Origin of the sequence: Paraburkholderia sp. CNPSo 3274 (genome assembly GCF_024206475.1) — a bacterium.
In the GTDB taxonomy this organism is placed as follows: domain Bacteria; phylum Pseudomonadota; class Gammaproteobacteria; order Burkholderiales; family Burkholderiaceae; genus Paraburkholderia.
The window spans coordinates 1-15,178 of sequence record NZ_JAMBPR010000123.1; the positions used below are offsets into that span (position 1 = coordinate 1).

15 protein-coding genes are annotated in these 15,178 nt (G+C 61.0%); 9 read left to right on the forward strand and 6 right to left on the reverse strand.

Translation table 11 applies throughout. The features are described 5' to 3' along the window. Nucleotides 1–513 precede the first annotated feature (513 nt). The 4 genes from M3I54_RS41170 (at nt 514) to rpsU (ending at nt 2,320) form a co-directional block, all read left to right on the forward strand. Nucleotides 514–717, forward strand: a complete 204-nt coding sequence (locus M3I54_RS41170) for a cold-shock protein (protein ID WP_028225987.1) — start codon at nt 514–516, stop codon at nt 715–717. 277 nt (nt 718–994) lie between these two features. Next, nucleotides 995–1,219, forward strand: coding sequence for a hypothetical protein (locus tag M3I54_RS41175; protein WP_254345876.1), 225 nt, complete (start codon nt 995–997; stop codon nt 1,217–1,219). Between the two features lie 518 nt (nt 1,220–1,737). Continuing rightward, entirely contained in the window at nt 1,738–2,004 is a 267-nt protein-coding gene (gene infA / locus M3I54_RS41180; RefSeq protein WP_254345878.1) for a translation initiation factor IF-1, read from the forward strand. A 103-nt stretch (nt 2,005–2,107) separates the two neighbouring features. Continuing rightward, nucleotides 2,108–2,320, forward strand: coding sequence for a 30S ribosomal protein S21 (rpsU, locus tag M3I54_RS41185; RefSeq protein WP_254345880.1), 213 nt, complete (start codon nt 2,108–2,110; stop codon nt 2,318–2,320). A 419-nt stretch (nt 2,321–2,739) separates the two neighbouring features. Here the strand turns inward: rpsU and M3I54_RS41190 are convergent, their stop codons facing one another. The 5 genes from M3I54_RS41190 to M3I54_RS41210 form a co-directional block, all read right to left on the reverse strand. Then, nucleotides 2,740–3,504: an SDR family NAD(P)-dependent oxidoreductase gene (locus tag M3I54_RS41190; protein ID WP_254345882.1), complete on the reverse strand. Its 765-nt coding sequence runs from the start codon at nt 3,502–3,504 to the stop codon at nt 2,740–2,742. Between the two features lie 310 nt (nt 3,505–3,814). Next, a complete protein-coding gene (locus M3I54_RS41195) occupies nt 3,815–4,885 on the reverse strand; it encodes a porin (RefSeq protein WP_375542306.1) in 1,071 nt (356 codons plus the stop codon). Between the two features lie 148 nt (nt 4,886–5,033). Beyond that, a complete protein-coding gene (locus M3I54_RS41200) occupies nt 5,034–5,543 on the reverse strand; it encodes a bacteriohemerythrin (protein WP_302059352.1) in 510 nt (169 codons plus the stop codon). Between the two features lie 35 nt (nt 5,544–5,578). Further along, nucleotides 5,579–6,115 (reverse strand): cupin domain-containing protein, encoded by a 537-nt coding sequence (locus M3I54_RS41205; protein WP_254345886.1) that lies wholly within the window; start codon nt 6,113–6,115, stop codon nt 5,579–5,581. Nucleotides 6,116–6,144: 29 nt separating this feature from the next. Continuing rightward, nucleotides 6,145–7,260 carry an alcohol dehydrogenase catalytic domain-containing protein gene (locus tag M3I54_RS41210; RefSeq protein ID WP_254345888.1) on the reverse strand — a complete coding sequence of 372 codons (1,116 nt, stop codon included), beginning with the start codon at nt 7,258–7,260 and terminating at the stop codon, nt 6,145–6,147. Between the two features lie 374 nt (nt 7,261–7,634). Here M3I54_RS41210 and M3I54_RS41215 point away from each other — a divergent pair, with 374 nt between their 5' ends. Genes M3I54_RS41215 through M3I54_RS41230 form a run of 4 tightly spaced genes read left to right on the forward strand, consistent with a single transcriptional unit; the run spans nt 7,635 to nt 12,815 of the window. Next, nucleotides 7,635–8,984, forward strand: coding sequence for a Rieske 2Fe-2S domain-containing protein (locus M3I54_RS41215; protein ID WP_254345889.1), 1,350 nt, complete (start codon nt 7,635–7,637; stop codon nt 8,982–8,984). 30 nt (nt 8,985–9,014) lie between these two features. After that, the gene (locus M3I54_RS41220; RefSeq protein ID WP_254345890.1) at nt 9,015–10,037 is read left to right on the forward strand and encodes a ring-hydroxylating dioxygenase ferredoxin reductase family protein; all 1,023 of its coding nucleotides are present in this window, start codon (nt 9,015–9,017) and stop codon (nt 10,035–10,037) included. A 27-nt stretch (nt 10,038–10,064) separates the two neighbouring features. Beyond that, nucleotides 10,065–11,390: an acetylornithine deacetylase gene (locus M3I54_RS41225; RefSeq protein WP_254345891.1), complete on the forward strand. Its 1,326-nt coding sequence runs from the start codon at nt 10,065–10,067 to the stop codon at nt 11,388–11,390. A 27-nt stretch (nt 11,391–11,417) separates the two neighbouring features. Next, nucleotides 11,418–12,815, forward strand: a complete 1,398-nt coding sequence (locus tag M3I54_RS41230; protein WP_254345892.1) for an amidase — start codon at nt 11,418–11,420, stop codon at nt 12,813–12,815. 49 nt (nt 12,816–12,864) lie between these two features. On the opposite strand, the gene M3I54_RS41235 is transcribed toward M3I54_RS41230, so the two are convergent. Next, the gene (locus tag M3I54_RS41235) at nt 12,865–13,452 is read right to left on the reverse strand and encodes a winged helix DNA-binding protein (RefSeq protein WP_254345893.1); all 588 of its coding nucleotides are present in this window, start codon (nt 13,450–13,452) and stop codon (nt 12,865–12,867) included. Nucleotides 13,453–13,788: 336 nt separating this feature from the next. On the opposite strand from M3I54_RS41235, the gene M3I54_RS41240 reads away from it, so the two are divergent. Next, nucleotides 13,789–14,820 carry an alpha/beta fold hydrolase gene (locus M3I54_RS41240; RefSeq protein ID WP_254345896.1) on the forward strand — a complete coding sequence of 344 codons (1,032 nt, stop codon included), beginning with the start codon at nt 13,789–13,791 and terminating at the stop codon, nt 14,818–14,820. Nucleotides 14,821–15,178: the final 358 nt, after the last annotated feature.

Consider the following 15,178-nt stretch of genomic DNA (forward strand, 5'->3'; position numbering starts at 1 on the left):
GAGTGGCGGCGTGAAAAAAGGGGCGGACAGCGTCACGCCAGGGAAGACGCGCGCGGAGAGCGGGGAGCGGCCGGCTCCTGACCTACGGTTCTGTCGCCTGTGGACCTTCCACCGAAGGACTCCATCGGCTGCGCATTACCGGCCCGACAGGAGGCGCCCAATGCCGGCAGAGAGGTGCACGGCTCCGCCTGTTCGATCCCGTCGCAGTAGTGCGGTGCCGCCCTGGGCTTGTGCCTGGCCACCGCCTCTGTCTAACCGATGCGCCATGGCTCACCCAGGCGGCGCCGGGCCGCATCGCTTCATCCGCAGAACGGACCGCCCAGTGAAACGGTTACAAGATATGTATTGACGCAGGCTCGCCCGGCGGGTATCGTGCCGTTCGAAGTTCAAGAAGTTCGATTGCTGTTCATCAATTGCTCGCTCCTCAGCGGTATTCGTTGTCCTCTCCCTCCTTGAAGCTTCACACACGCTTTAGTAGAGCAACTCTTTATATTTTTTCCTCAAGGATTCTTCATGGATACCGGCACCGTTAAGTGGTTCAACGACAGCAAAGGCTTCGGCTTCATCACCCCGGACAAGGGCGGCGACGACCTGTTCGCTCACTTCTCCGAAATCAGGAGCGACGGCTTCAAGACGCTGGCTGAAAATCAGAAGGTGAGCTTCGAAACGAAGCAAGGCCCGAAGGGTCTGCAAGCGGCTAACATCAAGCCGCTGTAAAGTTGAAGGGCCCGGCCTCCCACGACGGATGTCGGGCTACAGCAACACCCTCGCGGAGCTTTGTCTCCCACAGTTGGCGCGACCACTCTGGTTGGCATCTGTTTATTGAGCAGGTTGCCCAGCGCCATACGCCTCGTTGCGCCTCATTCCCCCTCGGGCTTCAACGCCATTTTTTCGCCTTTCGACTGCTTGAGAATTCGGCTCGAATGGCTTTGAGTCGGCGCACCCGTGCACCTTTCGCACCGCATGTGCGCACTCAAATATCATTAAAATTAAAATGCAAAACAAACAAATTCAGCGATACAACGGCTATGCGGTCCAATCCTCGGCGCATCGTTTGCCGGACGGTAGCTTTTCATCCAACCTGCTGCTCGAACGCATCGATAGTGCGCGAGCCGAAGGCCGCTACTGCTTCTATTCGCTCGATTACTTCAAGAGCGAAGAGCAGGCATTACAGCACTCGACCCGGTGGGCACGCAACTGGGTCGACACGCGCGGTTAAAGACCACGCCACAGCTCGAAACGCCCAACGCGTCTCAGGCGCCAGGGCCGGTGCAACAAGATGCACCCAAACGTCGCGCGGGAAGCCGAACCATCGTCGGCAGGCATGGCTGGCAACCCCCTTCCTTCTGGCCCCGCCGATTGGGGACGCGACAGATGGCAGCTTTCGATTACAATGCAGGACTAGTTCGCTTCGTACAGCACCGAAAAGACGTGTGTTAGTTGGTCGCGAATTTTCCTTTGATTGATAGTCCAGTGAGGGAGCGATAACAGTGCTCGCTGGACTACACGCCCCGATTCGCATCGGACCGGTACTGCGAGCCGCCGCGTCTGAGCAATCCCTCGTGTACCTGATTCGCTGCCCGGACAGGGCGGTGTGCATGACTTCCAGGACGCAAGGGCTGCCAAGCAAATTTCATGCTTCGCACTACCGCGCGAGCGTGTGTCGATCAGCGCTCGCCGCCTCTTCCTCGATGCGGCATCCGAGCCCATATCCCGTGAATTGATCAGGAACCTTGAATGGCCAAAGAAGAACTGCTGGAACTCGACGGTATCGTTGAAGAAGTGCTGCCAGACAGCCGCTACCGTGTCATGCTCGACAATGGCGTAGTGGTAGGCGCGTACGCGTCTGGTCGTATTCGCAAGAATCACATTCGCATCCTTGCGGGTGATCGGGTAACGCTGGAACTCTCGGTGTACGACCTGACGAAAGGACGAATCAATTTCCGGCATAAGGATGAACGTAGCGGTGCCGGAACTCAAAGAGCCGCATTTCGCCGCCGTTGATGGCGCGATACGCGACCGTCGGCTGTGACCCTGTGCCACGACGCTGCGTGTAGATCCACATCGCCATTCGCCATGGCTGCCGGATCTCAACCAAGGAAATAAATTGACTACCGTAATTCTGAAACCCGACGAGCCCATGGAAGTTGCATTGCGCCGTTTCCGCCGCACGATCGAGCGCACCGGCTTGATTCCAGAGCTTCGTGCCCGGACAGCCTATGAAAAACCTACCACAGAACGCAAGCGCAAAAAGGCTGCTGCAGTGGCACGCCTGCGCAAGCAGATCAAACGGTCGTTGCCGCCGAAAAAGCTGTATTAACCGGGAACTGCCGGGCAGCCATGTCGAAGCGGGCGTCTCGTGCCCAGCCGGGTGTCTCACGTAACTTCCGCATGGGGACCCGGTTCTGATCTGGGCCGAGTGACCGGTTGCATCCGCCTTCGCATACCGGCCACTCGATTTTCTGCGATCGATAGACCGCTGCGGGTCGACACCGCGAGCTCGCGATCTCGCGAACTCGAAAGCGAGCCATCTGAGCTGCATTTTGCCGAGGAAAACTGTTGCGTAACAGTTAGGTTTGCATTTTCCTCGGAAAAATCCGGTACGACCGCAGCCCCCGGTGCCGCGGACACGCGTGCACCCACGGCGGGAAAGCGGAAAAGCTCCGCGAACTTGATCGCAGCACCCGCCCCCGCAACGCCCGGAGATTGCCGAAGCAGCATCGTCGGGCATTGCGCCGCTCAGGCCGTCATACCGCCATCAACCGATAACGTCGCGCCCGTCACGTATGTCGAACGGTCCGACAGCAGATAGACGACAGCTTCGGCCATCTCGTGCGGTTGACCAAGCCGGCGCATCGGAATCATGTCATCCAGCAGATGCACGTCGCCGCCGGTCACTCGCATATAGTTCGGCGTCTCAGTAGCGCCCGGGCAGATCGCGTTGACTCGAATATTCCGGCCTGAATATTCCCTCGCCACGGCACGCGTTAGACCGACCACCGCATGCTTCGCTGCCACGTAATGCGCGATCCCACCCATGCCACGCAAGCCGAAGATCGACGCATTGTTGACGATTGCACCGCCACCCGCGCGCAACATGGCTTCAACCTGATACTTGACGCCGTAGTAGGTGCCCTTGAAGTTCAGGTCGATCACCCATTCCGCCTCATCTGGCGACGTTTCATCAATGGGTTTGAACTCGGCATGACCACCGGCGTTGTTGAACGCAAAATCCAGGCGACCAAAGCGTGCTTCGACATATTCGACGAGCGCCTTTTGATCCTCACGCCGTGAGGCATCCGTCACCTTGATCTCCGCCACCCCGCCCGCCGCAACCACCTCGTCCCTCACCGCGACAAGCTTGTCCTCAGTACGGCCGGCCAGCACCACTGCGGCCCCTTCCGCGGCGAGTCTCAGCGCTGCGGCACGGCCCATGCCGGAACCGCCACCGGTCACCAGGCCGCTTTTACCATTCATCAACATGGAAAAATCCTGCATCGACATTCACTCGATGTCGTGCTCCTTCGCCACCGCGTCGGAGCAAGAGCATCATGAACGCACCGCCCCAAGGCGCCAAACCTCGCAGACAGTGCGGCTTTCTCTCATACGTCAGACGTTCGAATTCGAGAACGCACGCCTCGGGCTTGGGCAGACACACAGCAGGTTGCCGCCGACACCACTAGGTCACGATCGATCAGAACGAATTGATCGGTACCGTTATTAATTTGTCATGCGAATTAATCTGATCGGAAACAATCGCAATTTATCTATCGATACCACCGTCTATGTGCCGTACCTTGCTGACGCGAACCGATCAGAATACGTGATGGATGCCGATATCGACGCCCACGGTCGTGCCGGCGGGCGCGTACAACGAGCTCGGTGTATTGCCGCCATTGCCGATCTCGAGACCGAAGTTCTGGTTGCCCTTGTTGTTGATCACGCCGACCTGCGTATAGAGCGCAGTGCGTTTCGAAAGGGAATAGCTCCCGCCCGCCGCGCCCATCAGCGATTTACTGTTTGTATCCTTACGGTTGACCGTGTACCAGACGCCGGCATTCAGATCGAGCGCTGGCGTGGCCCAATAGTCGAAGCCGGCGTTCCAGATATCGTTGTCAACGCCAGTACCCGCCATCTTGTAGTCGGTGAACGATGCCTTCGTCGTCAGCGCACCAAACTTGTAGCTGGCACCGATGACACGTCCCACCATTCCAAGCGTCGACGGCAGCGGCGAAACCGAGGGCCCCTCGTTGCCGTTATAGTAGCCAGCAAACAGGCCTAGACCTTTCCAGTTGTATGAGAGATTGGCGGAGTACGCGCGACCGGCCTGGAAGTTTCCCGCCACCCCGCCCGGTGCAAACATCACGCTACCTTGCAGGCCGCCCAGCACCGGGCTCGTGTAGGTCAACGCATTGGCAGTGAAGATAGCGGTCACGACCGTGGAGTCGATGAACGGCACCAGGGAACTGCCAAGTTGCGACATGTTACGCGGATCGAGCGCGTACACAGAATTGAAGAACGGCGAATACTGCAGGCCCGCGCGCACGGTACCGAAGTTACCACGCACGCCAACCCAGGCTTGACGGCCGAACAGGTTGCCATTCGAATCATTGAGGCCGCCGTTGGCGATATTGATGCCGCTTTCGAGCTTGAACTCGGCGTGGAGACCTCCTCCCAGATCTTCGTCGCCACTCAGGCCAAACAGCGATGGCATCTGGCCACTATCGGTGAAGCCGAAGAATTTACCGCCGTTGCCGCCGCTGGCATTCCGGGTCTTGCTGAGATAGAGAAGTCCACCGTCCACGATACCGTACAGCGTCACGCTGCTCTGGGCCTGCGCGCTGACCGCAAACAGCATGACCGAAGCGGCCAGCGCCGATTTCACGAAGTTTTCCTTAGCCAATTTAACTACGTCTCCAATAATTGCTTTTTTGAATGGGGACTTCTGATGTCCCCGATTTACGCAAGGCGGGAGCTGACGTCGTCCATGACGGCACGTTGTCACACGATCCGCCCTTTTCCTGCAATTCACTTCAACGCACGCTGGCCGGCGTCTCGATCTGCAGATCGCGGCGCACCACCACAGGTGCGCCACCATGCAGCTTCTTGTTGACCCACGCAGACAATGCGGAGTCCATATAATCCGCATGACCAGGAAACCAGTCGATTAATGCCTGGGCGAGCCTCCTGACGTCCGACAACCCCACTTCCCCGACCGCTGCCAGCGCGTTCACCTGCTGGACCGCGTCGAGCACCTTCTGATGTTCATCGAGATGACACTCCATTGCGGGGAAATCGGTTTTCGTCATCCACTCGTGCTCGACACCGAAGTGGGACAGCAGATGCGTCTCCACCGCTTGCAGGCAGGCAAGCGCGGTGTGCTGCGTGCACTCGCGCAGCGCCATCACCACCTCGACGAACTCCTCGTGTGCCTCGTCGATCGGCGCATGGCCCAGCAGCATCGCGCTGCTCCATTCAAGCGTTTCGGTGTGCGGCGCGACGCGCGGCTGATGCTGCGTGTGGTATCCAGCGTGCTGACTCATCGTATGCGTTCCCACCTCGTTTCTCCCTTAGAGCTTTACTTCCGGTCGGCACCGATCAGGATTGCCGCCATGACGGCCGGTCGCGTGCTGCTGTTGCGCCAGGCGTGACGGGTGCCGTTCTGGATCACGATATCGCCGGCCTTCAGATGGCGAACCTGGCCATCATCGAGCTCAAGCGTCAGTTCGCCGGCCAGGATGATGTCGTAGTCCACCGATTCGGTGCGATGGAAACCCGAGCCATTCGGCTCGAAGCATTCGGCCAGACCCGGCAGGATCGCCGCGTACTCTGCGCCCGCCGCGGCCGGATCGAAATCCGGCGACGCCATCACGCTGTCGGGCGGAAACTGCACGATCATGAAGCGCGTGCCATGCGGATCAGGAATCACCGAGTCCAGTTTGACGACCGGATCGCCACCTGAATGTGGCAACGCGGCAGCCCCCTGAAGCGTGGCCCAAACCTGCGTGGTCTCGAAGCCCGGTACCGCCGCATAGGCATGCCGGGTTTCCACCTGACCATCGGCCAGGAATACCGACTTGCCGCCCTGCTCGCCGGTCACGATACGTCTCACCATGTTGCTCTCCTCAATATCCCTGCAATGACTTACTGAACAATGACGACATTGACGAAGCCGCCCGCACGCTTCTCGGCGTCCGACAATGCTTCGTTAGCCTGATCGAGCTGATAGCGGTGGTGATCGAAGACATCGAGATCGAGCGTGCCGGCCGCGGCCATGTTCGCGAGATCCTGGCCTTCAGCGACCGAGAACCATACCGAGCCGATGATGCTGATCTGCGAACACATCATTTCGTGCATGACGAGCGGCAGCGGATCGGTCATCGAACCGATCTCGACCAGCTTGCCGCCGCGACGCAGCGACGCCATCGCATCGAGCGTGACCTGGTGCGTGGAGCCGGGACCAATCGCGTCAACGACTGCATCGACCCCGATCCCGCCTGTTTCCTGACGAGCCCAATCGGCCAGTGAGCCAGTTCCGTAGGAGAACGTACTGATTCGCTGCGGATCGAGTGCCTTGACCTTCGCCAGCACCGCCTCGTTGCGTGCCACGCACAGGATCTTGATGGCGCCCATGGCACGCGCGATCTGCACCGCACCCAGGCCCAGCGTGCCGGTCGCGCCAACGATCAGCACCGTGCGCCCAGCGCCAACACCCGCCTTGCGCAGACCGGAATAAGCGGTACCCAGATAACCGAAGCGCGCTGCTGTCTCGAAGCTCACGGCATCAGGCAGCTTGACCAGGCCGTCGGCCGGCGCCGTCGCAAACTCGCAAAAGCCGCCATACGGGTACTGCCCGTAGATTTTTTTCGACTTCGGACCGAAGCCGAAATAACCCTGGAACGTGAACGCCTCGCAGTTGATCGGCTCGCCGATGCGACATGCGTGGCACGAGCCGCACGAGCGGCCCGGGTTGATATAGACACGATCACCGCGGGTCAGACCTGTCACTGCACTGCCAACCTCAGCGATCACACCGGCCGTGTCGAGGCCGTAGATAGCAGGCAGATCGGGCACGGCGAGGTAAGCGCGATCGCCGTAGTGACTCATCACGTTGCGCAGGTTCGGTACGACGCCGGATGCCTTCACGCTGACCAGCACATCGGTTGGGCGCAGCAACTCGGGCTTCGGAATCGTATCGAGAACAAAACGCCCACTCGCGTCGTGAACGCGCATCGCGCGCATGGTATCGGTCGTGCTCATCGGGGTGTCTCCTGTCGTTTGTTGGGGTAAATCCTTAGCGCCGCAGCCGGGCTCCGAACCGTCTGGAGCCCCCTCATCCACTCGGGATAAACCCCGAGTCGGCCTGCACAAGCGAAGCCCGGAAGAAAGCCATCACTCCGCCGTCAGCGCCATCCAGCAAGGATTTGCGTCAATTTCCATGACAACAATCAATCCATAAATCATCGAACAACGATCGAACATTGATTGAATTTAAATTGACTGTCAATTTATATTTCCGTAGCCTTCACGCACAGCATCGAACACGAATCCGTCCATGTCCGTGTCCATCTGTGCATCGCAAGCTCCCGTCGCCGAGCGACAGCTAGCCCAAAACAACCCAGGAGATCCCAGTAATGAGCGATACGCCCATCGTCCGCCGTCGCAGTGGCGCGCGTCTGAACGACATCAGCGATGCCCGCGTCAACGACGCCAAGGTTCAAAGCCAGTACCAGCCCTACAAGGACGCCGCGTGGGGCTTCGTGAACCATTGGTATCCGGCCTTGTTCAGCAATGAGCTGGCCGAAGATGCCGTAGAGGGCATCCAGATCTGTGGCATTCCGATCGTGCTGCGCCGCGTCGACGGCAAGATCTACGCGCTCAAGGATCAGTGCGTGCACCGCGGCGTGCGCATGTCGGCCAAGCCGATGTGCCTGACGAAGGACACCATCAGCTGCTGGTATCACGGCTTCACGTTCAATCTGACGGACGGCAAGCTCGCCACCATCGCTGGCAACCCGGACGACAAACTGATCGGCACCACCGGCGTAACGACCTATCCGGTCGAGGAAGTGGCTGGCATGATCTTCGTGTTCGTGCGCGAAGACGACTTCCCGCTCGAAGACGTGCCGCCGCTCTCTGCAGACCTGCCGATCCGCTTTCCGGAGAACGACGAACGCTTCCCCCACCCGCTGTGGCCATCTGCACCGAGCCTGCTCGACAAGGACGTGGTTGCGCGCGGCATGCACCGAACCGGTTTCGCAAACTGGCGTATCGCCTGTGAGAACGGCTTCGACAACGCCCACATCCTGGTCCACAAGGACAACGCCATCATCCACGCCAAGGACTGGGTGCTGCCGCTCGGCATCGTGCCGACCGCGGATGACTGCATCTCAGCCGTGGAAGACGAGAATGGTCCGAAGGGCCTCGTGCAGTGGCTGTTCACCGAGAAGTGGGCCCCGATCCTCAAGAACGAAAAGGTCGGTCTCGAGATCGACAACCCGGTCGCGCGTCCGTACCGCACCTCAGTGTTCCTGCCCGGCGTGCTGATGGTCGAGAACTGGCCGGAAGAGCACGTCGTGCAGTTCGAGTGGTACGTGCCGATCACCGACGACACCTATGAGTACTGGGAAATTCTGGCGCGCGTGTGCCCGACCGAGAAGGAGCGCAAGGATTTCAACTACCGCTACGAATACTTCTTCAAGCCGCTGTGCCTGCACGGCTTCAACGACTGCGACTTGTACGCGCGCGAAGCCATGCACGACTTCTATGCCGACGGCACAGGCTGGGATGACGAACAACTGGTGGCGACGGACGTCTCGCCGATCACGTGGCGCAAGATCGCATCGCGCTGGAATCGTGGCATCGCCAAACCAGGTCGCGGCGTGGACGGCGCGATCAAGGCAGGCGCGATCCGCATGAAGCGCACCGCCGAAGGCAAGGCACCCGCCTACTTCGTCGAGAAGATCGAAAAAGACGATAAGTAACCCGTAAATCTGTCGTACCAAGGTATCCGTATGTCATCCGTTAAACATGTCACTCTGAAATTCCGCGACGGAAAGGAGACATCGGTTGCCGTGCAGCCTGGCGAGAGCGTGCTTGATGCCGCTCTCGCCGCCGGAGCCCCGGTCCTCCACCAGTGCCGCTCGGGCTCGTGCTCGAGCTGTATGGCGCATCTGGTTGAAGGCCAGGCTGGCCTGCACGCCGGTGCGAGCTCGACTCTGCTCAAGAGCGAGTTCGACGCCGGCGACCGCCTGCTGTGCGTAACCGAGCCCGAGACCGATTGCACGTTCTCTCTGAACTACGAGAGCAATGTGGGTGCGGCCCAGGCCGTCAAGGCGCATGCCTTCGTCGACAGCATCGAGAAAATCGCCCCTAACGCGGTGCGTGTCTCGCTCGAACTGGCCGAAGGCTCGTGGCTCGATTTCCGTCCCGGCCAGTTCATCCAGGTTCGCGTGCCGGGCACCGATGTGACGCGCAGCTACTCGCCGTCGAGCACCGCGGCCGACCTGCCGAAGATCGAACTGCTGGTGCGCCTGCTCGAGGACGGCGTGATGTCCTCGTGGCTCGAGAATCGGGCGCAGCCCGACGACGTGCTCGAGATCGAAGGCCCGTTCGGCAACTTCTATCTGCGCGAGAAAGTCCCCGCGCCACACATCATGGTGGCGGGTGGCACCGGTCTCGCGCCGATCATGTCGATGATCGACACGATCCGCCGCAAGTCGGGGCGCAAGCCGCCCTTGCTGCTGAGCTTCGGATGCGCAACGCCCGAGCAGTTGTTCTGCCTCGACGACATTGATCTGCGCAAGCACTGGCTGCCCCAGTTAGACGCGCGCATTTCGGTCGACCAGAACCCGACCGGCGATTTCCTGCATGGCAATCCGGTCGATTCGCTGCGCGCCGACGACGTCACGCACCCCGACACCGTCGCCTATCTGTGTGGGCCACCGCGCATGATCGAAGCCGCCACGCAAAAGCTGACCAAACTCGGCTTGCGCCCGGAAAACATCTACGCCGAGCAGTTCTCGCCATCGAACTGATCGCACTTGTGAATGCAGAGGTAAGTCGTGCTGACAACGAAATCGTTGCCCTTCTCTCCTGAACAGCAGGCCTGGTACGAACGCGCCTGCGCCACGCTCGATCCGGGCCGCCTGCAACGGCTGCTGTTCGACCTGACCGACATCCACAGCCCGACCGGCGCGGCCCGCGAGGCCAGCGAGTTTATGGCTCGCCATCTGGGCAGCGTCGGCATGAACTCCAGCTACCGCCGCATGAACGAGCGGACGGGCAACGTGGTGGGCGAGAAGCGCGGCAGCGGCGGGGGCGCCTCCGTGATGCTGTACGCGCCGATCGACACGCACCTCGAGGGCGATGCAACCGATAGCCCATGGGTCGGGCCGCCCGACCATGTCGACCTGAAGCCTCGGGCGCGCATGGAGGGCGACTGGGTGTTCGGGCTCGGCGCCTCCAATCCGAAAGGCATGATCGCCACCCTGACCGAGGTGGCGACCGCGCTGATCGAAACCGATGTGCCGCTGACGGGGGACCTGATCGTCGCGATGGCCGATGGTGGCATGCCCGTCGATGTCTCGGCGCGTGACCAGGCCGGCATGTCGGCCGGCGTGACGCATCTGCTGAGCCGCGGCGTGGCGCCCGACTTCGCGATCGTGATGAAGCCGTGGAACTGGGTCTATCACGAAGAGCCGGGCATGGGCTGGTTCAAGGTCAAGGTCAAGGGCACACTCGGTTATGCGGGCGTGCCGCGCGGCACGCCGGGTTTCCGCAGCTCGGTTGTGCCCGCCGCGCAGGTGATTCTCGAACTCGAGCAATGGCTGATCGAGTATGCCGAGCGCAACACGTCCGGGGTGGTCAAGCCGCACGGCTGGATCGCGGGCGTTCAGGGCGGCTGGCCCGAACGCCCGGCGTTCCCGTCGGCAGTCACGGAAATCTTCTTCGATGTGCGTATCAATCCGCGCACGAGCCCGGGCGAGATCAAGGCACAGTTCGCGGAATTCATGACCGGGCTGAAGGCACGCCACCCCGATTTCGATCTGGACTGGGAAATGTACGGCTCGGTGCCGGGGGGCACCACCGCGCCCGACAACTGGATCATCCAGTCCGCGCGCCGCGGCTGGGAGCATATCGAACAGCGCACGCACCCGACGCCCGACTATCTCGGCGGCCAGACCGACGGCGCCGCGCTGCGTCGCTTCGGCATTCCGACCGCGCGGATCGGCTGGCCGTGGCCCGCCGAGGGCTCGCCCGAACCGGTCGCCGAGGGGCTCGGCGGTATGGGGGCGACGTATATCCCCGATCTGATGCCGTGCGCGCGCAAGATCATGTACGCGCTGATCGACACGCTTACCCGGCCGCGTGCGGAACTCGGCCTCTAAACCCTTCTTCCGGACTCCTATCCGCTCATGTCAAATTCCGATCTGCATTACCTGGACATCGGGACGCTTGCGCAGATGATCCGCGCTCGCGACATCTCGCCTGTCGAAGTCACCCGAGCCATGCTCGAGCGCATCGAGCGGCTCGAACCGAAGCTGCACAGCTATGCGCTCGTGATGCACGAGCAGGCGCTCGGCGACGCCAGGGAAGCCGAACGCAAGGTGCTTGCGGGTGAAGCGCTCGGCCCGCTGCATGGCGTACCGCTCGGTGTCAAGGATCTGTTCTGGACGGCGGGCGCGCCCACCGCGGCAGGCACCACGATCCACAAGGGCTTCGTGCCGCGCGAGGATGCAACCGTGGTCAAACGGCTGCGCGAAGCCGGTGCCATCGTGCTCGGCAAGCTGCAGATGACCGAAGGCGCATTCGCCACGCACCATCCGACCATCGCGGAACCGGTCAACCCATGGCACGAGAACCACTGGGCCGGCGCCTCGTCGAGTGGCTCGGGCGTGGCTACCGCCGCCGGCCTTTGCTACGGGGCGCTCGGCACCGATACCGGCGGCTCTATCCGCTTTCCGTCGGCGGCAAACGGCCTGACCGGCATCAAGCCGACCTGGGGCCGCGTGAGCCGACACGGCGCCTTCGAGCTCGGCGCGAGCCTCGATCACGTGGGCCCAATGGCGCGCAATGCGGCCGACGCCGCGCTCATGCTCGGCGTGATCGCTGGTCACGACCCGCTCGATCCGTCCTCGCTCCCGGAGGAACGCCTGGCGCTGCCAGCGCACGCCGAGGATCTGCGCGGCCTGCGTATCGGCATCGATCCGGCCTGGAACACCGAAGGCACCGATCGCGTAATCGTCGAGGCGCTCGAACACGTGCTCAAGGTGCTCAGGGAGCTTGGCGCCGAGATTCGCGAGGTGCGCTTCCCCGCGGTTCGCACCGTGGTCGACGAATGGCAGGAAGACTGCGGCGTGCAGGTCGCGCTCGCGCACGCCGACACCTGGCCGCGCCTGGCCGCCGACTATGGTCCTGCCCTGACCCGCCTGATCCAGATCGGACACGAAACCAGCGCGCTGCGTTATCAGCAGGTGCTGCTCAATCGCGCCGCGCTGCGCGGCCGGGTCAATCAGGTGATGAACGGTATCGACCTGCTGGTCGCGCCGGTGCAGCCGTTCGCGGCACCAACGCACGAGCAGCTGGGTGCGCTCGCGCAGGATCCCGATCTGAATGCGCGGCTGATCCAGTTCACAGCGCCGTTCAATTCGACGGGACATCCGGGCATGGCGCTGCCGTGCGGATTCACGCCTGACGGATTGCCGATCGGCTTCCAGTTCGTGGCCGCCCACGGCGCAGAGGCCGCGTTGTGCCGAGCCGGCATGGCCTATCAGCACGCAACTGACTGGCACCGCGCGCGGCCGCTGGACTGACGCCCGTTCAGGATCGGACCGAAGGACTCGACACCGCGCAAGCCTGGCGTCAGTCCCCGGACGTCTTGCGCGTCTTGCGAGCCGGTTTGGGTTTGGGCGCAGCCTCCAGGATCTGAGGCGTGATGGTCGCGGAGTCGCGCGCCGCCTCTTCGTAGATGCCGGTGAGAAGCGACATGAAGCGTGCGCCCTTTTCGAACTTGTCCGCGACGTCGGTGATTTCCTCGAGGCGCTTGACGAGAATTTCCTGCCGGACCTTGTAATACTCGTCGGTGAGCTTCACGCCCAGTTCGCTCGCCATATAGGAGTAGGTCTTGCTGTTCTTGTCCTTCTGCTTTTCGATGAGACCGGCAGCTTCGAGCTTTCTGAGGCTGTACTGGATATTGGGGATGTCGTCCCGGTTCATCAATCGCGCAATCGTCGCGCTGTTTTTGGGCCGATCTTGCATGCGGATCACGTGCAGGATCACATGTTCCTGGTACTTGATATCGACGTCCGCCGCAATGGTGATCATGCCGGTCGTCAGCACGAAACGCGAAAAAGCTTCATAAAAGCGAATCAGCGACCATTCGAATTCGGTTGCCTGGTACTCCATGTCCGTCTTGGCCAGATGCCACCCACGATAGAATTTTGCTTCCATTCCCGACTCGAATAAAAGAGATGTTGCACTGGTCCCGGCTTTTTGCATGTGACTTGCAGCCGGCTGCCTCCGCACTCGCGCCTACGATTCGCCCGGCACGTTCGAAATCGACTGTCCACTGATTAACAATCGATAGTTTAACAATCAATTCAGGCCCGGGGCGCAATTTCTGGCGCCGTCACGGCATGGCAGTCATCGGCTGGCCGAACCGCTCCCCGCCAAAATGAACGCAGCAGGTCGGCTTCGGCGCAACGCCGCATCATCCGAAATCCCGCCCTTCGCGCGAGAGAATAAAATCAGGGTATTGAAAGCAAACAAATTGCCTGTCAAAAGGACATCAAAACGTTCATACCGGCCGTTCTGCTGTGCGTATCTATGACAATCGCACACGCCGCGGGAATAAAGTTCGTTCAAATTCCGCCTGATGGCAACGGTCCGGCGTTAAGTGCGATAGTGTGGACGCCGTGCGCAGAGCCTGCTCAAGAGATACCGATCGGGCCATTTGTTCTGAAGGGGCGGCGCGACTGTCCAATCGTTGGCGAAAAGCTTCCCCTGGTTGTCATTTCACATGGCCATGGCGGATCGTTCCTTGGCCACCACGACCTCGCAGAGACGCTTGCCGACGCGGGCTTTGTCGTAGCAGCAATCAATCATCCAGGCGATACATTCTCCGATTCGAGTCGCGCGGGCGAGATGTCTGTGTTCGTCGAGCGTCCGACCGACATAAAACGTCTTATAGATTACATGTTGAGCGCCGCGACCGACGCAGCAAGAATCGACCCGGAACAGATAGGTTTTTTTGGCTTTTCGCGTGGCGGCTACACGGGTCTGGTATTGGCCGGCGGCAACCCGGATTTCCTGCACGCCGATGTTCCGTGCGTGCCCCCGAAAGCCCCGATTTGCGAACAGATCCGACGTCGAGAGGTACCCACCGATTCCCTGACTCTTGATCATGACGCGCGGATCAAAGCCTTTGTCCTGGCGGATCCGCTCAATCTATTCCCAACCGCGGAAAGCCTGAAGAATGTGAAAGCACCAATTCAGCTTTGGGCGTCCCAGTTCGGTGGCGATGGCGTGCTGCCGCACAATGCTCCCGCACTCGCCAATGCCCTTCCTCACAGACCCGAATTTCACCTTGTTTCCAACGCAGCGCATTTTGCCTTTCTTGCGCCATGCTCCGCGGCAATGAAGAACGATGCGCCGGAACTCTGCGTCGATGCGAACGGCTTCGATCGCACAGCCTTTCACAAGCAGTTTGACGAAATGGCGCTTACGTTTCTTCAGGCGAATGTCCGGTCGATCCCAACGTGGTCCACCAGAACGCGCGTGTCAGGCAAGTCGGCTCGGCAAGCGGCGATTGCACCGTGAAAGCTGCCGTTCGTTAGTCCTTGGTCGAGGGGCCGTATCGGGTCGGGTTATGCTTTTTGCATGAAAAATGCGCCGGGGGCGATCGCCTCGCTCGGGCGTGGGGCGGTGGTCGGTAGAGTCGAGTTGTGGCGCGGTAGCAGTAGGTTCGGTTTGTCTGTTTCCGCCCCTTTCGTCTGGCGGTGCCCGAGTATCCTTGCCTTAACCCCGTTTCCACAACCCGCTCATCGAACCGGACATGCAGATCTCCCGCATCCGGCTCTCGGACAAGACATCACGCCTTCGTACACGGCAAGTTACTGCCAAGGACCTTGTAGACGAACGAGACCAAAGTGCCCGTAGAGGTGCGAGGGTGGATAGC